Origin of the sequence: Pseudomonas sp. MH9.3 (assembly GCF_034354675.1) — a bacterium.
Classification (GTDB): domain Bacteria; phylum Pseudomonadota; class Gammaproteobacteria; order Pseudomonadales; family Pseudomonadaceae; genus Aquipseudomonas.
Window position 1 is genome coordinate 1,225,411 of sequence record NZ_CP133785.1, and the last position, 21,537, is coordinate 1,246,947.

Consider the following 21,537-nt stretch of genomic DNA (forward strand, 5'->3'; position numbering starts at 1 on the left):
CTTCGCCCCTCTCGAATGGACTCGTTTTCATGCGCCTATCCTCGATGCCACTGGCCTTCTGCGCCATATTCACCTGCATTTCCTTAACCGCCCAAGCAGAAACCCCAAAAGAGAGAGATCTCCACTGCGCGGCCTACTACGAAGTGCTTTCAGTAGCTGGTGACCAGCCAGACATAAGCCGCAGTCAGTCCTCAAGAGCCTCCTATGTACTATTGGTGCATGCTGGCTATACCCCGGAGGCTCAGGAAGAAGTTGCGCAAAAAATGGTGGATTTGCACAAAGAGACACCAGGGCGGATGACGCCAGCTAGCACTGCCAAGCTGCGTGAAAAATACGACGCCGAATGCAAAGTCCTTCTGAAGGCCGCCTTGTGAAGATCCTGGTACTTGTGAGAGCTGTTACCCTGGCGGTAGCAGCATAAGCAGCCATCATCGAGCCCGGCCCAGTGCTGGGCTTCTTGTATCTGCGCTCCCACCCGCTCGCGCCTTTACTCATTCCTGTTTTTAATCTGAACGAATGCTAATGCCTGGGTATCTATGCTTGTAATGGCGAATGCAGGCAAGAGCGATGTTTATTCACGAAAATTCAGCCCTTCTCAAGGGTTTGATATCTCAACTCTCATGCGTTGATTCCCAATCCTCGCTCTCACTGACCGGAGATACAGCCAGCAATTTGCTGGGCCTGAGAGATCTCCTACAGTTGGAGATGATCACCGGAGACTTCAGCTACGGGCAGATCGTGGATCCACTAGGCCCACTCCTTACGTCCGCTGACGGAATTCTTCTGACTAGACGCGGGTCGCTGTTCTTGAATTGAGCAGGCCTTGCATCACGGACCACTGGAATAAACCGTCCGGCCTTTTGAACCAAGGTAGTCGATCCCCCTTCGCCTCCGTGCGCCTACGGCAACACCGACTCTAACGGACATACCTCCAAGCCCGCCCCCCCATCACAGGCTTTCCTTTCTCTGCGGTGTGGCCGCGCGACGCTAGACGAACGCCGGGCCTCCTTTTCCCTTTCAGATTGTTTGCGAGATATTTCGCGAATTCTACCTGCCAGCCCGCCAAGTCCATTAAAACAGGCTGTTTGCGGGTTGATCCATAGTACTCGACCTGCTAATGGGAACAGTTGAAATAGACTGGGAACTATGTTTTAAAGGTTTAGTCACGAATCGAAGGATTACGTGGCGTACCGCGCCAGGGAGGCGGCGGCTTAGAAGCGGATCGTCGCCCTGTGCTTCTTGTAAATAAAAGGAATTAGCTATGACTCTGTCTCTGCAAGACATCAAACCAGAAGAAATTGATGCGCTGAAAAAGCAATCTCAGGCTGCGTTTGACGCGGAAATACAGCGCCGGGAAGATGTCGTGAGCGCTAAGCCAGCGCTTCAAGAAGTTCTCCACCAGAAGGTACATCCGCAAACCCTATGCGGATGCGGTTGCCAGCAGAACATCTGCGGGTATTTCAATTTTGAAGGCTGCGGTTGCGGCTGTTCACCTCACACTGAAACCGTTCAGATCAGTTCGTCGCTAGCCAATATTGGCCCGAACGCACCTCAGCAAGGCACCATGGTCCGATTCATCGGTCAAGCAACCGGTACGGGCACAAATCTAGATATCAGCAATGTCTATCTGCAAGGCACGGTGCCTGACGCAGAGAACCTGATCGGAATTCAGCTTTCGCTCCAGTTGTCGATTAATCAGGGCGCGCTTTCCCTCTCAATCTTTGAAGGAAATCGTTTACTCGCTGTATTGGTGCACCCTGCGCAATTCCACGCGAACATCAATGGTCAGTTTTACGGCAGCGGTTTCGGCACCTTTCAGCAAGCGTAATTTAGCGATGTTGGCATAGCTGATCTGCAGGAAGAAAGCCCTAGTATCAACTCTAGGGCTTTTTCGTTATCAACGGCTTACTTTTCTATTGTCGGTCTTCATCAACGAATAGGTGCCGCCTAGTCTGTAACGAAACATAAGCCTGCCCCGACCGCGGGCTTTTTCATGACTATAACGACGGCCTCAAGCATGAATATGCATTTATGCATGAATTATCCTGCCACCCCTTGCCAATAGTGATCATCACCAATACTGTACGCCCATACAGTATACGCAAGGAGCGACGCGTGATCCAAGCACCCTCCCCCACACCCAAGCCGAGAAATGCCTACGAGCTTGTGGGCCATCGCCTGCAACGCATAATCGCCTCTCCTCGAGTACAGCGGATTCAATTGGTCGAGGTATCCAGACGCGACGACGAGAGCCCTGAAGCCTGGCGCCAGGTCATCCAAGACATCGGTGACACCGCCGGGATCAGGATTGAGCATTTGGATGACGACGCCGTCAGGATCGGCTGGCGCGAGTACTGCGATTCCTAAATGAGCACGCCAGCAGGCGGGCTCACCACCCTGTCCTTCTCAATTCCCCTATAAAAACCACACAGCGTGATTCAATCATGAAAAATATAAACACATTACGTGTTGACACAATAAACACACTCTGTGATTATCGCCTCAAGCCAGCAACGAAGAACGCCGGCCAGCAGCTAAACCTGCGCCGCTCTTTAGCCACACAGCTTCACCCTTGCCGGATCACCACCGGCCCAGATTCAAAGGCAGCGATGAACCGGCCTTAACGGTTCAGAGGGTTGGCAACTGACCCGGGCGCGCAGCGTAAAGCGCCAAGAACAGTTATCCAGCGGGAGAACAAGCCGAAAGGCCCGCGGCTGGAAGAACATTTGATTCAAGCCGGTGACCGACGCCAGTAGCGGGTCACGGCGACAAGATTTCCTCGATGCCCTTCTCACGAGGGGCATCAGGGAAATCAAACCGGAGAAAAACGATGAATGAAGAACAGGTGAGCGAGGTTGAATCACTGGTAAAGGAGCTTGCCGAGAAAAGCGGCACTGACTTCAATGCCGCTTTCAAGAAAGTAATGGGAGTTGCTCGGTATCACGCCATTGACGTGGTTCCATGGGGAAAGATGGCCGACTTCGATTCACACAGGGTAAAGAAAGGCTGACCACTGACTATCTTTAGCCTCGCATACGAATATCGCTGCATCTCTGTGTGGAGAAAGTGGGTTAGCAAATCCCTGCACTCTGTCTCGCACAGCTGTTGCGCCTAGGGCGCTCGACCCAAAGTAAGTTCCGGCCGGCATCTGATGCCTCACGCCGCCAGAGAAAACAACTTCTCGCTCAATACCTATTGCGTCCATGTTGGCATGAAGGCGCTCGTACTCGTCTGCGCCGGCGCCAAATAGCTCTACGCGCACCATGTAATGCGGCATATCGATTTTCCTTATCTCAACTGCGGAAGTTGGAGCATATGGTTTTCCCTCGATTGTGGAAAGCGAGGAAACAGGGAGCCTGCCCCTGCAAAAACAGGACCCCCTCCGCCTCTACCCGTCAGCACTCCCCCCGCGCCCATCGGCAACCAGCGGGAGGCATGAGTGTTGAGCGAATACAGGTGAACCAACAATCGGAGTTGACCATGAAACAGCAAACGAACCGTATCCGCATGGCGGACCAAATCTTCGACGCAAGCCTGCTCAGCGGCAATTTTCTCGGCGGCTTCAATTCCCGAGTGCACGGTGTTGAGCGCAACGCCACGGCTGATGGCTCTGCGCGCTTTGAGCGTGGTCAGGGCTGGGACAAAGCCGACGACATGATCCGAGCGGGCCAGATCTACTTCATCCACCCCTTCCCGCATGGCCAGTGCAAGCAGACCGGCTTCGTCTACGGCGGCACCTGGGCCTGCAACACCTGCCGCACTGACGGATTCCAGAAGCCTTGGTGGGCAATACGCGTGATGAAGGATGGCAGTGCGTGGTGCGTGGTAGGCGAAGGGTTTGAAGACCTGCAGTCGTCGGCCAACTACGAATTCGGCGATACCCGCGAAGAAGCGCTCAACGCATACGCCGAACTGATGAATCAGCCGGTAGCCGCCTAACCGGGTGAACCAACGAATGGAGAGAGTCATGACGACGATTTACTTGGTTTGGAACGAGGCCGGCAGCGAGTGCGTCGGCTTCGAAGATCTTGCGGATGCCCGCTTCGCCGCTACAGGCTTTTCGGCTACTGGCGAGTATTCAACTCTTGCAGAGGCATTCCGAGACACATATGCGGATGACGACGCTGATGCGGAGTTCGAAATCACAACGCACGAAACCTAACCCCAAACACTGGAGGTCGTGATGAGCGATTTCGGATATTGCGAAGGCGATACCTGCCGACGCAACGGCTGCAAAGGCGTCATCCAAATGCGCAAAGCAGAAAACTGCAGCTGCCATATCAGTCCGCACTGCTCCGCTTGCACGGCGCCGCGCCACTTCTGTGATGCTTGCGAATGGGATGAGGCGGACGACGAGATTATCAACGACTTCATCGTCAACGTGGATAAGACCACCGGCAACTATCGGAGCTGGGAGCCACGACCTCTTGACCCGAGAACAATCGACTACAGGATCAAATCACACACCAATTCATCGCAGATCTGCGAGGGCGTTTATCCCGAAGGGACGACCCGGGAAGAAGTGCAAAAGCTGGTGATTGGCACCTTCGGTGGTCGCTTCGAGCACTTCGGGAAAGGGAAATTCAAGTACATCGCTTACACCGACTAACGCAACCCTGGAGGCGACCATGAACCAAAGTCAGCACGCTTACTGCGACGTAGCGCTCGCAATGAATCAGCGCCGCAACATGGCCTTGGCGCTTTGCCTCGGCCTGGTCGGTTCCAGTGCGCCGAAGACCTCGCCGCTGTTTCGGGTGATCCCGGCCGGCAACGAGTTCTTCCACGTAGTCGACTCCACCACCGGCAAGGTGAAGGGGTTCCGCCGCAACCACAACGAAGCCTGCGCCCTCGCCCGCAGCCTGGAGACTCGCCATGCCAACCAGCTACGCGGATAGCGCCCAGGCCAGGGAATCCGACAGACGCTGGGACTTACCTAATTTCGGAAAGACGCAGCACGTCGAGCTGTTCCACGAATACACGGCAGACGACCTGGCAGAGCGCGAGGCACGCCGACTCAAGGAGCGAGCCAGCCTCAAACTGCGCATCGGTCTGGCCATGGCTCAGATGGAACTGATCTGTCCGTCCATCGGGGTGAAGCATGGATCTTAACCAGCGGAACCACCAGACAGCCGTTAGCTGGATCGAAGGCGAGATCGAAAACATGATTCTCGACTTGGGCAAGCCAAACGCCAGCGCGGCGGCCACATCGTGCGTAACCCTTGCTTTCATGCTGCGGGTTATAGACGACAACGAACATAGGTACTTCCGGGCGCGCATCGACAAAATTTACGCCAACTACAACGCCTCTATCGTTTCCGCCGCTTAACAGCGCCACCCCACCACAACACTTTCAATGCTGCGCCAGGCGCGGCGAGGGATCGTCATGTCAACAAATCCTAAAAAATCACCCGCACAAGAATCGCTTGAGATGAGCGAAGCCGAAGAATCCAAGAAGCCCATTGCCCCCGCTGTCGCCGTCACCGACATCGCGGAGTATCGGCCGCACGAGGAGCAAATCGTTCGCCTAGAGACAACCTACGGGAAGCTGGTAGTTGACTGCTCGACCAGCGAAGGCTTGGCGAATGCAAAGGAAGTTCGTGTCGATATCCGCGACGTGCGTTATGCCCTAGCCAACACCACCAAAACGGCACTGGTTCCCTACCAGCAGGCGGTCAAAGACGCCCAGGCTCGCGTCAACCAGGTTAAGGAGTTCGGCGAGACGCTGAAAGATCGAGTCTTGGCAATCGAGACTCCTGTTGACGAAGCAATCAAGGCCGAAGAAAAACGCGTAGCTGATGCCAAGGCAGAGCGCGAGCGTGTCGAGGCTGAGCGTGTCGAAGCCATCCGGGCCAAGATTACCCGCTTCAGCTCCGTCGCTGCCGCATACGCAAGCCGCAGCGCTGCCGACGTCGCCGGAATTCTGAAAGGCGTTAAGGAGTCGGTGATCCTGCCCGAAGAATATGGTGAGTTTGAAGCAGAAGGCACCATCGCTCGCGACAACGCCATTGAGCAATTGGAAGCGCTACACAAGGCTGCCATTGATCGAGAGGAAGCCACTGCCAAGCTGCTGGCCCAGCAGAAAGAACTGGACGAGCTGCGCGAGAAGCAACGACTCGCCGACGCAGAGGCTGAAGACCTGCGCAAGCAGCGCGCCGAGGAAGACCGTCTGCGCTTGAAGAAGCAGCAGGACGAGCTGGACCAGCAGCGCCGCGACATGGAAGAACAACAACGCCAGCACCGTGAACAGCAGGAAGAGCAACAGCGCCAGCAGCGAGAACGTGACGCGCAGTATCAGCGTGATCAAGAAGAGCTGGCCCGTCTGCGTGCCCAGGCTGCTGAGCCCGCCCCAGCAGCGACTGTTGTTGCGGCTCCAGTGATTGCTGACCCAGCACAAACGGTTGTAGCGGCAGTTTATCCGGCCCCAGCGGCGGACGCATTCGCTGACTCGAGCATTCCAAGCGCCAGCGAAGTGGTCGAGGTCGTAGCCATGGCCTTCTGCGTCACCAATGACGAGGCCTCTGCCTGGCTGCGAGCCATGTCGTTCTAAAGAACCCTGAAACCACCCCGGAGGCCGACCAAAGTCGTCGGCTATGGAGTAAGCAATGAGCGCCCAAACCCAGATTTCCACCGTACCAATGGACACCAGCCCGACTGGGCTGATCCTCAATCGCGACAGCATGCAGTCGATGACTGAGCTCGCGGGCATCATGGCAGGGGGCAAAACCACCCTGCCGAAGCACTTTCACGGCAACACTGCCGACTGCATGGCAGTGATCATGCAGTCCATGCAGTGGGGAATGAACCCATTCCAAGTTGCGCAGAAGACCTTCATCGTCAACGGCGGCCAACTGAGCTATGAAGCCCAGCTGGTCAACGCGGTCATCACCACGCGAGCGCCGACCATTGATCGAATCCACTACGAGTGGTTTGGCGACTGGGACAAGATCATTGGAAATTTCCGCGAGATTGAGAGCAAAAAACAAACGGATGACCACGGGCAGCCGAAAAAGTATCGCGTCCCAAACTGGAACATAAATGACGAGAAAGGGTTGGGCGTCCGCGTTTGGGCTACGTTCGTGGGCGAGGATACCCCGCGCGAACTGACCACCTTGATGACTCAGGCACGAACCCGGAACTCGACGCTGTGGGCAGACGATCCGAAGCAGCAGATCGCCTACCTGGCCCTCAAAAAATGGGCTCGCCTGTACTGCCCTGACGTGATCCTGGGCGTGTACACACGCGAAGAGCTGGACGACGGCTATACGCTTCCGGAAACAGACGTTACCCCGAGATCTACCAGCGAAAAGCCTGCTGACGTAGGTGCCGCCTCAGTACCCCAGGGCGACACAACAGATGCGACCTCCGACCTTTTTGAGCAACTGAAAAAAATCGCTCAAGAGCAGGGCATTGAAGGGTATGAAAAAGCTTGGAAATCCCTGAAACCACAGCAGCGCGGCGCCATTGGCGTGACCCGTCACAGCGAACTGAAGGCCATTGCACAAACCATCGACGCCGAGTTCACAACTGTCACCAATAGCGCCGACGCTGCTGCCGTCGTCGATAGTGAGGACGATGCTCAATGAACGCCTCTGTAGACCTTCAGCGCACCGAGCAGTGGAAGCAGGAACGCAGCGGGCGACTCACCGCCAGCCGATTCAAGGATGTTATTGCATGGGGCGACCGTGACAAGCACGGCAAACGGAAGCCGCTTGCGGCCCGTACCACCTACATGCGGGAGCTGGCTTTTGAGCGCCTGGCCAACCGATCGAAACATTCAGTCAGCAGCAAGTCGATGGCCTGGGGAACCGAGGTTGAGCAGTCGAGCCACGACTTCTACGAAATCCTGACTGGCAATAACGTCATCAAGTCGGGCTTCGTAGTTCATCCAAAATACGACTGGCTGGGCTGTTCGCCGGACGGATTGATTGGCGAGGACGGGGGTATTGAGTCGAAATGCCCATTCAATGAGGCAGTCCACGTCCGCACCTGGCTCGAAGGCATGCCCGAGGAACATAAGCCGCAGGTTCAGGGCTGCATGTTCGTCACGGGCCGGGAGTGGTGGGATTTCCTATCATTCGATCCACGCCAGGATGAAGACTGCCGACTGTATATCGAAACCATTGAGCGCGATGATGAGTACATCGCGATGCTTCATCAAGAGCTGGTCCAGTTCAATCTGGAGCTTGGCAGGATGGTTGATGAAGTCGCCGACAAAGCCCGGGCGCAGGCCCATCGTTTAGGAGCCTGATCATGATCAGCAACCACCTCAGCATGATCGAGGAACTGCGCCCGGCTGCGGATGAGCTGGCGGCCCAGGTCGCCGAGTTTGTAGCCGCGGGCGGCGAAATCGAAGTGGCAGAGCCTCCACCGCCACCGAAGCCCGTTGTGTATGTGCCCCAGGAGCCGCCGGCGCCGAAGCCGTTTGTTCGGCGCCGGGCCGAGCCTCTTCCACCTACCCCTCCGACCAAGCGTGAAGATCAGATCGAAGCACGCCGCCAGCGGGCCGTCAGGGTCATGGAATTGGCGCCACACCACAGCCAAAGCGAAGTCGCCAACATGACCGGAATAAGTCGGCGCATGCTGCTGAATATGTCGCGCGAATTCAACTTCAAGTTCAAGGCGGTTCCACCTGGGCGGCATGGCAATCCCGACCGGATAAAGGCAATGGCCGAGCGAGACGCCAGGTTCGCCGAGCGCATCAAGGCTTTCATGGAAATAGGGGTCAGCCGTCGAAAGGTGTGCGGAAAGCTTGGGATCAGCGCCAAAACGTTCGCGCGCATCCTCAAGAATCACGCGATTGACTACCCATTGTCGACGCCGGGCGGCACACGATGCGCCGCATAGCCCGCATCCAGCAACGCAAACGTCAAACCTGGTTCGCACTGCCCGCCAGCGAAATAGAAGAGGTAGGTCATGGCAGCCGCGCAGAAAGAACGATCGGCAAAGACTGCGGAGAGACGAAAGACTCGCGGAGAGGAAAAATTGCGACTCCACACCATGGCCGCAACCCGGCAAGCCTCGGCTGACCTGATGGCCTGGAACGGCATCGAGGAACAGGGCTAGGCGATCACGCTGATGATTCACCACCTGCATGGCGTTGGAACGGGCGGTGCCCTTCCCCTACTTGAGCCGCCGCCGCGACATGAATACGTAATATGAAAACGTATTCGCGAAAGTTGATGCTTTCATACAGGCCCGAGGCCCATGGGGCGGGAGCAAACGAGTAACTAATCCCCTTTTAAGAAATTTACACCGCCGATAGAATAGCTTGTCGAATGAATGTGAATCAGCTGAGATAACCGCCCAACTTTATCTGGGTAATTTTTATTAAAATCTTCAACCCAAAGACGGACAGAAGCTACCATTTCCTCACAAAATATTTTTACATTCAAATGTAAAACATTTCCAATTCTGATTCTATGCATATTCATCGTAGTAAAATAAAATCTATCTAACACCCCCTTTGCACGCTGATGCCCAACATCCGTAAGACCTTGATGCAGTAATGAACATCTTAGTACGTAGCAATCATCACCAGCCATAAATACCGTTGTTTGACCATGCATTTTCATGCTGTAGGTTTCTTTCATATACCTATCAAACCAGCGAGCAAATTTTTTACCGTCAGTTTTTCCATCAGCAGTCTCTAGACTTGAACATACATCAGGGAGTGTTAGAGACATATATAGGGCTGAATACCAGTTGCTATCATCCAATGATTTTTCAATAGATTTTAGAAAGCGCTCCATTCTAATGCTCCTTAATACGCAACAAAAAAAATTGGCGCCATGCCAAGCTAATACAAATAAGCCAACCCAAACCAAATTGCCACCACCGGCCACGGAGCGGGATTTCTGATGTCTATGTTCGCTCGTGACGGTAATCGATCCAATATTTCCAAACACGCTGTGATACATCACCGAGCTCGTGCAAGCCGCCGAGTTTATCCGTATACACCCAAGATGGAATCTGATTATTCCCGGGATCGTCATAGGGCATGTTCCGGTCGCGAATATCGTAGGTCTGCAGCCGCTTCGCTGGATGCTTGACGTCATTGACAAGCAATCTGCAAATATCGAGCACAGTACCCGCATCACAATCAACGCCTTTAACCATTTCGATCAGATCTACAGGATTTTTTACCCCGCGCTGTTTTGCAGTTTTGTCGGTCATGTGGTTCAGAAAGAATAGCGCAGTGATTAACCGGCGATAGACCAAGGAAAAACGATCTCTATCGACCGGCACGTCACGTTGGTATTCCTTCCAAAACTCTAGAAAGGCGGGAGCAGCGAGCTCTCTAAAGTAACCTCGATCGTCATTTAAACCGACTTCACCCACGCGATACTCCTTTTTCCGGCTCCATGCCGGTCACCCGTAATACCCCAACACAAACCAAATTGCCACCAACCGACACCGGAGGGTGACGCCTGGCTGGAAATATTCCATGAGCAAGGACGCCAAGATCACAGCCTGAACCGTGTCACCTATTGCGCTAAATCCATCTCAGGCATTAAGAAAGTGAAGCTCCCAGTCAGCCCTTTGCGCAAAGCTTCAGGCATCTGGTATCCGAAATAGATGAGCCATCTACCGTCGGATCTCAGATCGGAATTGACACGATAGGTGCCAACCTCGTTCTCAGTTATGCCGATCAGCTTCGCCACTTCTCTGTCTGAAGGCTTATCGCTCACGAAACGCTCCTTGATCCGGCTTCATGCCGGTCACCCGTAATACCCCATATCAATCTCGGACGCAGATATTTTTAGATTCTAGCTTGAGCGAACTATGAAAACTGCCGCTATCGCAATTACAGCGACGACTCCAAACACCATCCGTGCGAGCCAAGGAGCTGTTAGCCAGACGCCGGTAACCCCGGCAATCTGCCCAATGTTTTTTTCGCTGAAATAGCGGCCAGATGGCGGCTCGCGAAAAGGATTTCCGCAGTGGGGGCAGAAGTAGGCTTTATCAGAGATTTTTGCAGAGCATTCAGGGCAGTCAATTAGGCTCATGATTTTTTGTCCGTTTTAATTAATGGCTGCAAACCAATATGAAGACTTCATTTTCTGATTTTGGTTCTGCGGGAAATCATATGCGCCCACTCATTAACGAATCACGCCAGCAGGCTCAGTAGCAGGCAGGCCGGCGAGGTCACGCCACTTCGCCAGGTCAGCGATCAGCTTAAGGCCTGGGCGCACCTCAGCTTCGAGCGCTTCATCAGGAAGGCTCAGCAGGCGGACAACCTCAGCGCCGATCAGGCGTATCGCTTCCACATCGGTTTTCGTGCTCATCGCATTCACCGTCAGGTATTTGCTGAGTGCAAATCATCAACCCAATTTACGAATCACGCCAGCCGGCGAGGCAGGCGCACGCTTGGAGACAAACCATGCAAGCAGTCATCTACGCAGGCCTGCGCAACGGTGAGCGCGATCAGAGAATCCACGACGCCTTGGTCTATAAGCACGTCGTTGAGGTTGCCAAGGAATTCCAGTTGGCACCGAACACGATCCGCGCGGCGGCAAAGCGCATTCAAAACGCTGTTGTGTTCGAGCTCTGTCTGCTAGGGGGGGGGCAGCCAATGCCTATTGGCAAAGTCGCCGCGGACTGTTTCCGGAAGGCGGCCCTTGGCGCTTACCGGAATTACCACGGCACCTTCCGCAACCTTGAGCTGCCTTGCTGGGTGATCACCGACGGCACCAACCGCATTGAAGTGATGGAGCTTCGCAAGATCGATACCGGAGAAGTTTCGCTTTAGACGCCGCCTCCCTCCCGACCCCCTCATGAATCACGCCACAGGCGAGGACCCCCTATGTCCGCACAACAGATCGACGAAAAGAAGCTCGAGCGCGCGATCCGCAAGATCAAGCACTGCTTGGCACTTTCCCAAAGCGCCAACGAGAACGAAGCCGCAACCGCACTCCGGCAGGCACAGGCATTGATGCGCGAGTACCGGCTGACCGAGATGGATGTGAAGTTGAGCGGCGTAGGTGAGGTTGAGTCGGCCTTGTTCCGCACCAAGCGTCGACCAGCGTGGGATCAGCAGCTGAGCATCGCTGTAGCAGAAGCATTCAGCTGCACGACCCTGCGGCACCGGACGTGGTGTTCCGCAAAAGGCCAAGTCATTGAGCGCGCGACTTTCGTCGGTGTTTCTCCCGCACAGAACATAGCCCTGTACGCGTATGAGGCACTGCACGCCAAGCTTACTCAGGCGCGCAAGAAGTACTGCTCGGGCGTCAGATCTGGCGTCCATCGCAGTCAGTATTCAGCAGAAACTGCCGGCGATCACTTTGCACTGGCATGGGTCTGGGAGGTTCAATCGAAGCTGAAAGCGCTTGTGCCTCAAGGCGAAGATGATCCGCTCGGGAGCCCCGCCACCGGCAAAGACCTCGTCGCGATTCAGGAGCAGGATAAGGCGCTGATCAGCGAATATCTCGCCACCCAGGAAATCGGGAAGCCCAGGAAAGGCAAGGCGTTAGAGATGGATCTGAACGCCCAGATCGCCGGGATGCTTGCTGGCAGCAAGGTGGAACTGCACGCCGGCATCGCGCGCGGCGGCGAAGACATCCTTGCGCTATCCCAAATCGCCTGATTCCCCACACTCCACCGCACGGGCATGGCCCGGCAAGGACTCCCCGTGAAACGAATTTATCTCATCGGCCCCATGACCGGCCTGCCAGACCTCAACTTCCCGGCCTTCGCCACCATGACTGAAAGCCTTCGCGCTGGCGGCCACACCGTCATCAGCCCCGCCGAGCTCAACCCGGACGGCGGCAGTTGGAACGACTGCATGCGCCGCGACATTGCCGCCCTGATGGAGTGCGACACCGTGGCCACCCTGCCCGGTTGGGAGCATTCAAAGGGTGCCCGCCTGGAAGTCCTGATCGCCGAACGCCTCGGCATGACGGTTGTGAATGCCCATGATCTGGTGAGAGGGGTAGGAGATTCGAATCAAGTCTGATCGGTTGGAGGGGTATTTGGGGAGTTGAGGAACGTAATCCAGTCATGAAAAGCGGCTTTTTGGTCTTTAACCGCCTCATCCCATTCTGGACCCGAAACTTTCTTTGAAGAAACCAAGAGCATCATCTTGGTTGTAGTAGCGTCAAGCTCAACAAGTAACTTGTGAGATTCAAATCGGAAATCGTCAATACAGCTCATTTTTAAAGCCTTGTGACGGGTCTCTCCGGAAGCTCCGTGTTTTATTCCCGTCGACAAGATGACCCGCACCGGCCGTATTAATTCAACGCCATGACTACTTTGATCCGCGGGCTGGTGCTCTTGGCAGAGCTCCTTTTTTGTTGATAGCTGTCAGTGCGACTGAAGACGACGCCAAAAACGCATAAGCATTCTCAAAGCCCCATTCCATGGCTTGCGTCATTGTTTGACCCAGAGGAGAGCTATACGAATCCTCAAAGAGCATCATGCCATTGGTGGTGTAAACACCAACGAACAGCTCAATTGCGCCACTGGCCGCAGTGCGGACCTGAACGTTGATCATCGACCCGTCTGCGGCCCTTTCGTCCTTGTAACGACAGTGGATATCAGGCTTAACCCAATCCCAGAACTTCTGTCCTCTGTTTCTCAATTTGGCATGTCCAGGATTCAAAAAAGGAGAGATTACAACTTTCATATAAAGAGAGGAATACACAGCAATCCTTTTCAACCCCTCCCCCTTCGAAGTCAGCCGCTATAGCGGCAAGGACGAGCTCGACCATGGAAAAGATAAAACTCGGCCCGGACCATTATCGCTACGTCGACGAGCTCGACCCGAAAGGCCTGGAAGTCACCTGCAAAAAATTCGTGGTTATCGGCGAAACCGAGCAGTGCTGGTACATCGTGGATGAATTCCACGACAACCTCTTCGGTGGCTCGCAGCGTGAATCCCTGCTGAAGCAGTACCGCAAGCGCGTGCTGAAGGATGGCGGCGAGCACGGCCGAAGGTTCGCGTATACCGATAAATCCTTGGCGCTGCGCTCTTACAAGCAGCGCAAGTCCTGGCAGATGCGCCATGCCCAGTTGGCGCTCGAGCGCGCACAGGCTGCGATTGCGTATTTCGGCGATACCCGTACCGCGAGCACCGTGCCGCCCGACAGGCTGATGGTCCCGTGCGAATACATCCAGGCCATGAACTGGAGCGAGTGCTGATGAGTGGGCGTGCGGTTCACCTATACCCTTGGGATGGCGGCACCGAGGCAGATCAGGATCCGCCGGAGCACGTCTACTGCGGCACAGACGGCGACATGGCCGACGAGCAGCTCACCAATGACTGGCGGTACGTCACCTGCAAGCGCTGCCTCAATATCCACGAAAAAGAGCTGGCAGCGCGAGCAGCGGACGACCGAGACCAGAAGGTCAAGCTCTTCGACGAGGCCCAGGCCATCACCATCACCCTCGGCCACCGGAACATCTCAACGGCAATCAAGGCTTTGCTAAGGGAGCGCGACGAACTCAGGCATGAGCGCGACAACCTGCGCTTAGACCGAGACGGCCTACTGGAAGCAGGAGCGCACCTACTATGATCGCCACCCTCTGGTTCGCATACGTCTTCATCTACAAGGGGCCAAGGCCATGAGCGCCGGAAGCGTCAAGCAATTGCTTTAGACAGTCGAGCCATTGCGGCAAACATGCCCTCATATCTATCGAGCCAGGCGCTTGCGGTATCACCGCACTCAAGAGCTGTAATTAAGCTCCTGGCGGCATACATGCCACAGAGCCAAAATTCTTCACCCGCCTCTCCAGAGTTAATTCTGCCAATCTCCAGAAGAGCCTCGTCTTTATTTGATTCGCCAAATATAAAAAGTAGCGCCCATACTTTTGAGTTTGAATCCCAATCTTCAATCTGCGCAGCTTGAATATCGGAATTTATCTCTGAAATCCCACCAAAGATCGCACCGAGAAGAGCGGACTTTAACTCAGAAGGCAGTTCGTGAATCTGGCCGTCGATTCCCGCACCCCGCAACTCTTTAACCAAATGAAACATCGTGAACTGAAGAATATGATTTGCTGCTTTCAGCAACTGACCGCCGTCTTTTTGCATGGCAAACCTGTCCATTAGCGAACTTCTTAGGCTGTCAGCCTAACCCCTTTTTTCCAAATATGCCTGCTGGTGATCGGCGGGCGAGGTATTTCTATGCCTGCAAATTGTGAATACAGCATGACCCCCAGCGATGCTGCGGACCTGGCGGCAATTGCACAGCTCCACCTGTCGATGCGGCGCGAGGCGCTGACCTGCTACCTGCAGCGGAACGGCTCGCAGCGCCTGGTTGAGTTAACGGCGCAACTGATCGGTATGGCCAACTCGGTCGCGGAGAACTGCGCCGAGATGAGCGACCAGGTGCTGATCGAAGAGTGCGGCGTCCACCCCGACAAGTTCACCAGCGTGAACCTGCCAACACTCATCGGCGCCTGCCAAGGCGTGATGATCGCCAGCAAGTGCGACCCGGCCGGCGCCTGTCATGGTTGCGCATATCGCCTGGGGTCGATCGCCAATCAGTCCCCCATAACCACTTGCGATGCCGAGTTCATGGCCCACGACAAGAAAGGCTTCATGTGCCACGCGCACCTGGACGGCGACGGCGAACCCACCAAGTTCTGCGTCGGCCACGCCAAAGCGGCAAAACCCTAACCCACTTTCTGCCGCCCAGCGCGGCAAGGACATCCCATGTTCGCTATGAAACTCACCCTGATTGTACTGGGCGCTTTGCTGTACCTGGTCGCCAGCGCCTGTTGGTTCTTCTGGCTCGGGCCCGGCCTGCTGGCCACCGGCACCACCGAAGCAGTGATCTACGCATTCGCCGGCACCTGCGCCTGGATGCTGATCACCTTCGGCCTGGCCGTTCACATCATCAAGACAGCGCGGCCCACTGTGGGCGACGGGAGGTAGGTATGGCAGCAGCAGAACAGCTAAACGACGGAATCACCGGCGACAAGGTGCCAGAGGCGCAGATGGCTGAGATCTTGGGCACCACCCTTGCGGCCCTGCGCTCCAAGCGAGCCAGAAACCAAATCCCCCTCGGCGTCTGGAATAAGCACGGCAGCCGCGTTATGTACAGCATCAGGAGATACTACGAATGGCTCGAAAGCCAATGGGTTTGCCCGCAGGAATGGACCTCCACCACGGATCGATCCGCATCCGCTTTATGTGGAACGGCAGCCGGCGCAGTGAAACGCTCCCCTATCCCCCGACACAGAAAGGAATCAAGTCTGCCACACAGGTTGTTGATCAAGTAAAAGGTCTGATCAAGCTGGGGCTGCTCGACGACGACAAATACGCCGAGCTCTTCCCCAGCTCCAACAACGTCGCAGGCGGGAAGATCAACTTCGGCGAGTATGCCCAGCTGTGGCTGGACAGCCGTGAGGTGGTTGCCGGCACCAAGGTGAACTACAAGGGAGCACTGAACAGGTACTGGATGCCGGGCCTGGCCCTGGTGCGTATCGACCTGATCACCACCACCCTGCTCCGCCGGGTAATGGCCGCCAGCGAGTGGAAGTCGCCAGGCGTTAAACGCAATGCCATCTCGAAGCTGTCCACCATCCTGAATTCAGCCGTATCCGAAGAACTGATCCCGAAGAACCCAGCGGCAATCCTTGAGCTGCCCAAGCGCAGCAAAAAGGAAATTGACCCCTTCACGCTGGAAGAAGCAAACCAGATCATCGCGAAGATGTATGAGCACGATCACTGGCCCAGCACGATCTATGCGGCTTTTTTTGAGTTTGTGTTTTTTACAGGAATGCGTCTGTCCGAAGCCCTGGCGATGCGCTGGGATGCGGTTGACGAGGAGAAGAGGACGGCCCACGTGTGTCGCGGAGTCGCCTTGGGGGAAGTTGTGGAACGTACGAAAACGGGCGGAGATCGCTTCGTTTTGTTGAATGACCGCGCCATGCACGCTCTGCAATTTGCCAGAGCGTACGCAGAACGTCGGAAAAAAGGCAAAGGCAAGGTGCTGGAGACGCCTTTCATTTTTCCGCCCTCAAAGAACGCGGAGTACGTGAAACAGACCTCCGACCTACACAAGCAGTGGGTGCCGACGCTGAAAGCTCTGAACATCCGCCGTCGGCCGCCATACAACTGTCGTCACACCTATGCGACAATATGCATTATGTCTGGCATGAACCCCGCCTTCATCTCCCAGCAGCTCGGCCATAGTGTGCAGATGCTGCTCTCGACTTATGCGCGTTGGATCAACTCAAGCTCGGACTGGAGCGAAATGGAAAAGCTCCAGATTGGTCCCAAATTGGTCCCAGCTCAAATAAGCGCACCCTAAGCTATTGATAGGTAAAGTAATTGATCTCCACAGCTAACATCACCATGCAGTTCGGCGCCAAGCCGCTCTTCGAGAACGTCTCGGTCAAGTTCGGCGCCGGCAACCGGTATGGTCTGATCGGTGCCAACGGTTGCGGCAAGTCGACCTTCATGAAAATCCTCGGTGGCGACCTGGAGCCGTCCGGCGGCCAGGTCATGCTGGAGCCGAATGTGCGCCTGGGTAAACTGCGCCAGGATCAGTTCGCCTACGAAGAATTCAACGTGATCGACACCGTGATCATGGGCCACGAAGAGCTGTGGAAGGTCAAGGCCGAGCGCGACCGTATCTATTCGCTGCCGGAAATGAGCGAAGACGACGGTATGGCGGTGGCCGAGCTGGAAACCGAATTCGCCGAGATGGACGGCTACACCGCCGAATCCCGTGCCGGTGAACTGCTGCTGGGCCTGGGCATTCCCCTGGAACAGCACTTCGGCCCGATGAGCGAAGTGTCTCCTGGCTGGAAGCTGCGTGTATTGCTGGCCCAGGCACTGTTCTCCGACCCGGAAGTGCTGCTGCTCGACGAACCGACCAACCACCTGGACATCAACACCATCCGCTGGCTGGAAAACATTCTGACCCAGCGCTCCAGCCTGATGATCATCATCTCTCACGACCGTCACTTCCTGAACAGCGTGTGCACCCACATGGCTGACCTGGACTACGGCGAGCTGCGCCTGTTCCCGGGCAACTACGACGAGTACATGACCGTGGCGACCCAGTCCCGCGAGCAACTGCTGTCGGACAACGCCAAGAAGAAAGCGCAGATCTCCGAGCTGCAATCCTTCGTCAGCCGCTTCTCGGCGAACGCCTCGAAGGCCAAGCAAGCCACCTCCCGTGCCAAGGCGATCGACAAGATCCAGCTGGCCGAGGTCAAGCCATCGAGCCGCGTGAGCCCGTTCATCCGTTTCGAACAGACCAAGAAGCTGCACCGCCAGGCCGTCATGGTCGATCGCATGGCCAAGGGCTTTGACGGCAAAACGCTGTTCAAGGACTTCAACTTCCAGGTTGAAGCCGGCGAACGCGTGGCAATCATCGGCCCGAACGGCATCGGCAAGACCACCCTGCTGCGCACGCTGGTGGGCGAGCTGACCCCGGACGCCGGCTCCGTCAAGTGGACCGACGCCGCTGAGCTGGGCTACTACGCCCAGGACCACGCCCACGACTTTGAAAACGACATGAGCCTGTTCGACTGGATGGGCCAATGGACCCAGGGCGAACAGGTTATCCGCGGCACCCTGGGCCGCATGCTGTTCTCCAACGATGAGATCCTCAAGTCGGTCAAGGTAATCTCCGGTGGTGAACAGGGTCGCATGCTGTTCGGCAAACTGATCCTGCAAAAACCCAACGTGCTGATCATGGACGAACCGACCAACCACTTGGACATGGAATCCATCGAAGCGCTGAACCTGGCGCTGGAAAACTATCCGGGCACGTTGATTTTCGTCAGCCACGACCGCGAGTTCGTCTCGTCCCTGGCCACCCGCATCATTGAGCTGAGCGCCAGCGGCGTGATCGACTTCAGCGGTACGTACGACGACTACCTGCGCAGCCAGGGCGTGGTGTTCTAACTTGCCGTGATCGTCAGGCTCCATGTGCCTGACAGGCTCCCTGTGGCTGACAGGCTCCCTGTGGCGAGCAGGCTTGCCCTGCGTTGGGCTGCGCAGCGGCCCCAATCAAAAACACCGCGTTCTGTCTGGCAGAATGCGGTGTCTGGTTTTAGGGCCGCTGCGCAGCCCAACGCAGGGCAAGCCTGCTCGCCACATTAAAAGCCCATCCAATGCGACAGGCTTCAGGCGAAGTAGTTAGCCTGCTTTCATTTCCCGCAAGCCCTTGCCATGATGCAGCCACCGCCCGCCCGCGAATGAGTTGCCATGTCCGCCGCCCCTTCCTCCCTGTCGATCACCCTGCAGATCGTCTCCATCGTCTTCTACACCTTCATCGCCTTTATCTGCATCGGCCTGCCGATTGCGGTGATCCCGGGCTATGTGCACGAGCAACTGGGCTTCAGCGCGGTGGTGGCCGGGTTCACCATTGCTGCGCAGTACCTGGCCACCCTGCTCAGCCGGCCCTTTGCCGGGCGAGTATCGGACAACGTGGGCACCAAACGCGCGATTGTGCTGGGCCTGACCGGCATTCTGCTCAGCGGCGTGCTGACGTTTTTTGCCACGCTGGCGCAGAGCCTGCCGACCCTGAGCCTGGGTATCCTGATTGCCTCACGGCTGCTGCTGGGCGTGGCCCAGGGCCTGATCGGGGTGGGCACCATCAGTTGGTGCATGGGCGCCGTCGGTGCCGAACACACCGCGCGCTCGATTTCCTGGAATGGCATTGCCTCCTACGGCGCCATTGCCATTGGCGCACCGTTGGGGGTGGTGATGGTTGCGCACTATGGCTACACGAGCCTGGGCCTGGCGCTGTCAGTGCTGGCGGCACTCGGGCTGGTGTTGATCCGCAATAAACCTTCGGTGCCGGTGGTGCGCGGCGAGCGGCTGCCCTTCCTGGCGGTATTCGGGCGCATCGCGCCGTTTGGCGCCAGCCTGTGCCTCGCCTCAATTGGCTACGGCACGCTGACCACCTTCATTACGCTGTACTACCTTAATCGCGGCTGGGCCGGTGCGGCGTACTGCCTCACCGTATTTGGGGTGTGTTTTATCCTGTCGCGCCTGCTGTTCATTTCCGCCATCAGCCGTTTTGGCGGTTTTCGCGCCGCCATCGTCTGCATGTTCATCGAAACCCTGGGCCTGATTCTGTTATGGCTGGCACCAACGACCGGCGTGGCGTTGCTCGGTGCAGGGCTGACCGGTTTCGGGCTGTCGCTGGTGTATCCGGCGCTGGGCGTGGAGGCGATCAGGCAGGTCCCCAACAGCAGTCGCGGCGCGGGCCTGAGTGCGTATGCGGTGTTTTTTGACCTGGCGCTGGCGATTGCCGGCCCGCTGATGGGGGCCATCGCGCTGAACCTGGGTTACGGCTGGATCTTCTTCTGCGCAGCGTTGCTGTCGGTCAGCGCGCTGGGCGTGACCCTGCTGCTCAAGCGTCGCGCTTACTGATCCGCCGTCTGCAAACCGGCACGGCTGGACTGGCCCAGGGTGTGGCTGAAAAAGCGCCCGGCCTCGGAGATCAAGTCGCGGTGAATGCCCTCACGGTCAACCCCGTCGGCATCGGTGCACACCGCCGGCATGGCCGCCAGTTGATCGCTGTCGCACGGCGCCATGAACACAAAGTGCCCGGCGCCGGCCAACAGTTTGAAGTCCGGCGGCTCGGGCAATTTGCGCGCGAGCGCGGCGGCGTTCTTGTCCACGGCCACCAGCTTGTCGCCGTCACCGCTGTAGAGCAGCACCGGCACATGCACATCCGCCAGGGTATGGCGACCGAACATCAGGCTCAGCGGCGCCATCAGCATCAGCGCGTGGATGCGTGCATCGGCATGCGGCTGCAAATCATCACGGTCCACCACCAGTTCGCCTTTGGTGGTGCAGGCGTCATGGTCTTCGGGGCGTTCCTGGCAATAGCGGCGCAGGCGGTCAAAGTCCGGCTTGGCCCCGGCGAGGATCAACGCGGTCTCGCCGCCGGCCGAATAGCCGATCACGCCCACCTGCTCGACGTTGACGAACGGCGCCAGCATCGGGTCGCCAAGGGTGGCGGTGATCGCTTCGGAAATCTGGATCGGCCGCCCGTACAGGTTGCTCACCGTGCCCAGCCGGCTGTGGTCCTTGTAGTTGTCGCCGGGGTGCAGCACCGCCACCACCACAAAACCCTTGCGCGCCAGCGAGGTGGCCAGATCATGCAGCGCCAGCGGCGTGCCGGTGTTGCCATGGGACAGCATCAGCATCGAGAAACGCCCGATGGCGACTTTGGAATCTTCCGTGGCGCCGACGGTGTAGGCCCCCACCTGCGTGGTGTGCTCCATGCCCGTGGAGGGGTAGAACGCGACGGCTTTCATCGGCTGCTGGTCCACCGGATCGAGAAAACTCATGCGATGGAAACCCACACTCCAATGGGGGAGCGACACCGGTGCGGCCTGCACTGAAATCAGGCCGCCGAGGAGGGAAAGAGCCATTACTGCACATAGACGCATCATGGGGATGTCCACCTGTGCCGCGTGAGAACCAACATCGAATGAGAAACCCGGGATCGTGAACCCTTGTCTGCCTACGATCTGCATAACCCGGGCCACATTGAAAGGACCGCGCGCAAACGAAAAAACTCCGTACTCCGCTCGCGTTCAGGCGATCAGAATACAGAGTTT

The 21,537-nt window shown here is 56.8% G+C and carries 32 protein-coding genes; 24 read left to right on the top strand and 8 right to left on the bottom strand.

The genetic code is table 11. From position 1 onward, the window contains the following. The first annotated feature begins 29 nt into the window (after positions 1 to 29). From RHM60_RS04910 to RHM60_RS04975, 14 genes are all read left to right on the top strand, one after another. Complete coding sequence (locus RHM60_RS04910) at positions 30 to 374, top strand: hypothetical protein (protein ID WP_322213815.1); 345 nt, start codon at positions 30 to 32, stop codon at positions 372 to 374. Positions 375 to 1,261: 887 nt separating this feature from the next. Further along, positions 1,262 to 1,828, top strand: coding sequence for a hypothetical protein (locus tag RHM60_RS04915; RefSeq protein ID WP_322213816.1), 567 nt, complete (start codon positions 1,262 to 1,264; stop codon positions 1,826 to 1,828). Positions 1,829 to 2,115: 287 nt separating this feature from the next. After that, a complete protein-coding gene (locus RHM60_RS04920; RefSeq protein ID WP_322213817.1) occupies positions 2,116 to 2,367 on the top strand; it encodes a DUF1654 domain-containing protein in 252 nt (83 codons plus the stop codon). Positions 2,368 to 2,830: 463 nt separating this feature from the next. Continuing rightward, a complete protein-coding gene (locus tag RHM60_RS04925; RefSeq protein ID WP_322213818.1) occupies positions 2,831 to 3,010 on the top strand; it encodes a hypothetical protein in 180 nt (59 codons plus the stop codon). Positions 3,011 to 3,480: 470 nt separating this feature from the next. Then, on the top strand, positions 3,481 to 3,939 hold the full coding sequence (locus tag RHM60_RS04930; RefSeq protein WP_322213819.1) for a hypothetical protein: 459 nt from the start codon (positions 3,481 to 3,483) through the stop codon (positions 3,937 to 3,939). A 28-nt stretch (positions 3,940 to 3,967) separates the two neighbouring features. Further along, positions 3,968 to 4,162, top strand: a complete 195-nt coding sequence (locus tag RHM60_RS04935; RefSeq protein ID WP_322213820.1) for a hypothetical protein — start codon at positions 3,968 to 3,970, stop codon at positions 4,160 to 4,162. A gap of 21 nt (positions 4,163 to 4,183) precedes the next feature. Beyond that, on the top strand, positions 4,184 to 4,609 hold the full coding sequence (locus RHM60_RS04940; protein ID WP_322213821.1) for a hypothetical protein: 426 nt from the start codon (positions 4,184 to 4,186) through the stop codon (positions 4,607 to 4,609). Positions 4,610 to 4,688: 79 nt separating this feature from the next. Further along, positions 4,689 to 4,895: a hypothetical protein gene (locus tag RHM60_RS04945; protein WP_244657793.1), complete on the top strand. Its 207-nt coding sequence runs from the start codon at positions 4,689 to 4,691 to the stop codon at positions 4,893 to 4,895. After that, a complete protein-coding gene (locus tag RHM60_RS04950) occupies positions 4,873 to 5,109 on the top strand; it encodes a hypothetical protein (protein WP_322213822.1) in 237 nt (78 codons plus the stop codon). Before RHM60_RS04945 ends, RHM60_RS04950 begins: the two co-directional genes overlap by 23 nt. Then, complete coding sequence (locus RHM60_RS04955) at positions 5,099 to 5,326, top strand: hypothetical protein (RefSeq protein WP_090403828.1); 228 nt, start codon at positions 5,099 to 5,101, stop codon at positions 5,324 to 5,326. The genes RHM60_RS04950 and RHM60_RS04955 overlap by 11 nt, the downstream gene beginning before the upstream one ends. 102 nt (positions 5,327 to 5,428) lie before the next feature. Then, the gene (locus tag RHM60_RS04960; protein ID WP_322213823.1) at positions 5,429 to 6,547 is read left to right on the top strand and encodes a hypothetical protein; all 1,119 of its coding nucleotides are present in this window, start codon (positions 5,429 to 5,431) and stop codon (positions 6,545 to 6,547) included. Positions 6,548 to 6,602: 55 nt separating this feature from the next. Continuing rightward, entirely contained in the window at positions 6,603 to 7,583 is a 981-nt protein-coding gene (locus tag RHM60_RS04965) for a RecT family recombinase (protein ID WP_322213824.1), read from the top strand. After that, entirely contained in the window at positions 7,580 to 8,248 is a 669-nt protein-coding gene (locus RHM60_RS04970) for a lambda exonuclease family protein (protein ID WP_322213825.1), read from the top strand. The genes RHM60_RS04965 and RHM60_RS04970 overlap by 4 nt, the downstream gene beginning before the upstream one ends. Positions 8,249 to 8,250: 2 nt before the next feature. Beyond that, complete coding sequence (locus RHM60_RS04975) at positions 8,251 to 8,844, top strand: hypothetical protein (RefSeq protein WP_322213826.1); 594 nt, start codon at positions 8,251 to 8,253, stop codon at positions 8,842 to 8,844. A gap of 383 nt (positions 8,845 to 9,227) precedes the next feature. On the opposite strand, the gene RHM60_RS04985 is transcribed toward RHM60_RS04975, so the two are convergent. The 5 genes from RHM60_RS04985 to RHM60_RS05000 all read right to left on the bottom strand — a co-directional run bounded on the left by RHM60_RS04985 (position 9,228) and on the right by RHM60_RS05000 (position 11,285). After that, positions 9,228 to 9,749 carry a hypothetical protein gene (locus RHM60_RS04985; protein WP_322213827.1) on the bottom strand — a complete coding sequence of 174 codons (522 nt, stop codon included), beginning with the start codon at positions 9,747 to 9,749 and terminating at the stop codon, positions 9,228 to 9,230. Positions 9,750 to 9,861: 112 nt separating this feature from the next. Next, complete coding sequence (locus RHM60_RS04990; protein ID WP_322213828.1) at positions 9,862 to 10,338, bottom strand: hypothetical protein; 477 nt, start codon at positions 10,336 to 10,338, stop codon at positions 9,862 to 9,864. Positions 10,339 to 10,484: 146 nt separating this feature from the next. Then, positions 10,485 to 10,688 (bottom strand): hypothetical protein, encoded by a 204-nt coding sequence (locus RHM60_RS04995; RefSeq protein ID WP_231421661.1) that lies wholly within the window; start codon positions 10,686 to 10,688, stop codon positions 10,485 to 10,487. Between the two features lie 78 nt (positions 10,689 to 10,766). Next, positions 10,767 to 11,006: a zinc-ribbon domain-containing protein gene (locus RHM60_RS25655; protein WP_416195164.1), complete on the bottom strand. Its 240-nt coding sequence runs from the start codon at positions 11,004 to 11,006 to the stop codon at positions 10,767 to 10,769. A 93-nt stretch (positions 11,007 to 11,099) separates the two neighbouring features. Next, positions 11,100 to 11,285: a hypothetical protein gene (locus RHM60_RS05000; RefSeq protein ID WP_078825168.1), complete on the bottom strand. Its 186-nt coding sequence runs from the start codon at positions 11,283 to 11,285 to the stop codon at positions 11,100 to 11,102. Between the two features lie 95 nt (positions 11,286 to 11,380). Here RHM60_RS05000 and RHM60_RS05005 point away from each other — a divergent pair, with 95 nt between their 5' ends. Genes RHM60_RS05005 through RHM60_RS05015 form a run of 3 tightly spaced genes read left to right on the top strand, consistent with a single transcriptional unit; the run spans position 11,381 to position 12,952 of the window. Then, complete coding sequence (locus tag RHM60_RS05005) at positions 11,381 to 11,749, top strand: hypothetical protein (protein ID WP_322213829.1); 369 nt, start codon at positions 11,381 to 11,383, stop codon at positions 11,747 to 11,749. A gap of 54 nt (positions 11,750 to 11,803) precedes the next feature. Beyond that, on the top strand, positions 11,804 to 12,583 hold the full coding sequence (locus RHM60_RS05010; RefSeq protein WP_322213830.1) for a DUF2786 domain-containing protein: 780 nt from the start codon (positions 11,804 to 11,806) through the stop codon (positions 12,581 to 12,583). Positions 12,584 to 12,628: 45 nt separating this feature from the next. Further along, complete coding sequence (locus RHM60_RS05015) at positions 12,629 to 12,952, top strand: DUF4406 domain-containing protein (RefSeq protein ID WP_322213831.1); 324 nt, start codon at positions 12,629 to 12,631, stop codon at positions 12,950 to 12,952. Positions 12,953 to 13,243: 291 nt separating this feature from the next. On the opposite strand, the gene RHM60_RS05020 is transcribed toward RHM60_RS05015, so the two are convergent. After that, the gene (locus RHM60_RS05020; RefSeq protein WP_322213832.1) at positions 13,244 to 13,654 is read right to left on the bottom strand and encodes a hypothetical protein; all 411 of its coding nucleotides are present in this window, start codon (positions 13,652 to 13,654) and stop codon (positions 13,244 to 13,246) included. Between the two features lie 50 nt (positions 13,655 to 13,704). On the opposite strand from RHM60_RS05020, the gene RHM60_RS05025 reads away from it, so the two are divergent. Both RHM60_RS05025 and RHM60_RS05030 read left to right on the top strand, forming a co-directional pair. Continuing rightward, on the top strand, positions 13,705 to 14,136 hold the full coding sequence (locus RHM60_RS05025) for a hypothetical protein (RefSeq protein WP_057008963.1): 432 nt from the start codon (positions 13,705 to 13,707) through the stop codon (positions 14,134 to 14,136). After that, positions 14,136 to 14,510 (top strand): hypothetical protein, encoded by a 375-nt coding sequence (locus RHM60_RS05030; RefSeq protein ID WP_220381696.1) that lies wholly within the window; start codon positions 14,136 to 14,138, stop codon positions 14,508 to 14,510. The genes RHM60_RS05025 and RHM60_RS05030 overlap by 1 nt, the downstream gene beginning before the upstream one ends. 65 nt (positions 14,511 to 14,575) lie before the next feature. Here RHM60_RS05030 and RHM60_RS05035 read toward each other — a convergent pair whose 3' ends face one another. After that, on the bottom strand, positions 14,576 to 15,028 hold the full coding sequence (locus RHM60_RS05035) for a hypothetical protein (protein WP_322213834.1): 453 nt from the start codon (positions 15,026 to 15,028) through the stop codon (positions 14,576 to 14,578). A gap of 93 nt (positions 15,029 to 15,121) precedes the next feature. Here RHM60_RS05035 and RHM60_RS05040 point away from each other — a divergent pair, with 93 nt between their 5' ends. The 5 genes from RHM60_RS05040 to RHM60_RS05060 all read left to right on the top strand — a co-directional run bounded on the left by RHM60_RS05040 (position 15,122) and on the right by RHM60_RS05060 (position 20,338). Continuing rightward, positions 15,122 to 15,616, top strand: coding sequence for a hypothetical protein (locus RHM60_RS05040; protein ID WP_322213835.1), 495 nt, complete (start codon positions 15,122 to 15,124; stop codon positions 15,614 to 15,616). Between the two features lie 36 nt (positions 15,617 to 15,652). Further along, positions 15,653 to 15,874 (top strand): hypothetical protein, encoded by a 222-nt coding sequence (locus RHM60_RS05045; RefSeq protein WP_322213836.1) that lies wholly within the window; start codon positions 15,653 to 15,655, stop codon positions 15,872 to 15,874. 187 nt (positions 15,875 to 16,061) lie between these two features. Beyond that, positions 16,062 to 17,255: a tyrosine-type recombinase/integrase gene (locus tag RHM60_RS05050; RefSeq protein ID WP_322213837.1), complete on the top strand. Its 1,194-nt coding sequence runs from the start codon at positions 16,062 to 16,064 to the stop codon at positions 17,253 to 17,255. A gap of 20 nt (positions 17,256 to 17,275) precedes the next feature. Continuing rightward, the gene (locus tag RHM60_RS05055; protein WP_082638529.1) at positions 17,276 to 18,862 is read left to right on the top strand and encodes an ABC-F family ATPase; all 1,587 of its coding nucleotides are present in this window, start codon (positions 17,276 to 17,278) and stop codon (positions 18,860 to 18,862) included. 303 nt (positions 18,863 to 19,165) lie between these two features. Further along, positions 19,166 to 20,338, top strand: a complete 1,173-nt coding sequence (locus tag RHM60_RS05060) for an MFS transporter (RefSeq protein ID WP_209982482.1) — start codon at positions 19,166 to 19,168, stop codon at positions 20,336 to 20,338. On the opposite strand, the gene RHM60_RS05065 is transcribed toward RHM60_RS05060, so the two are convergent. Further along, positions 20,332 to 21,369, bottom strand: coding sequence for a dienelactone hydrolase (locus tag RHM60_RS05065; protein ID WP_322213838.1), 1,038 nt, complete (start codon positions 21,367 to 21,369; stop codon positions 20,332 to 20,334). The two genes, RHM60_RS05060 and RHM60_RS05065, sit on opposite strands and share 7 nt — an antisense overlap. Between the last annotated feature and the right edge of the window lie 168 nt (positions 21,370 to 21,537).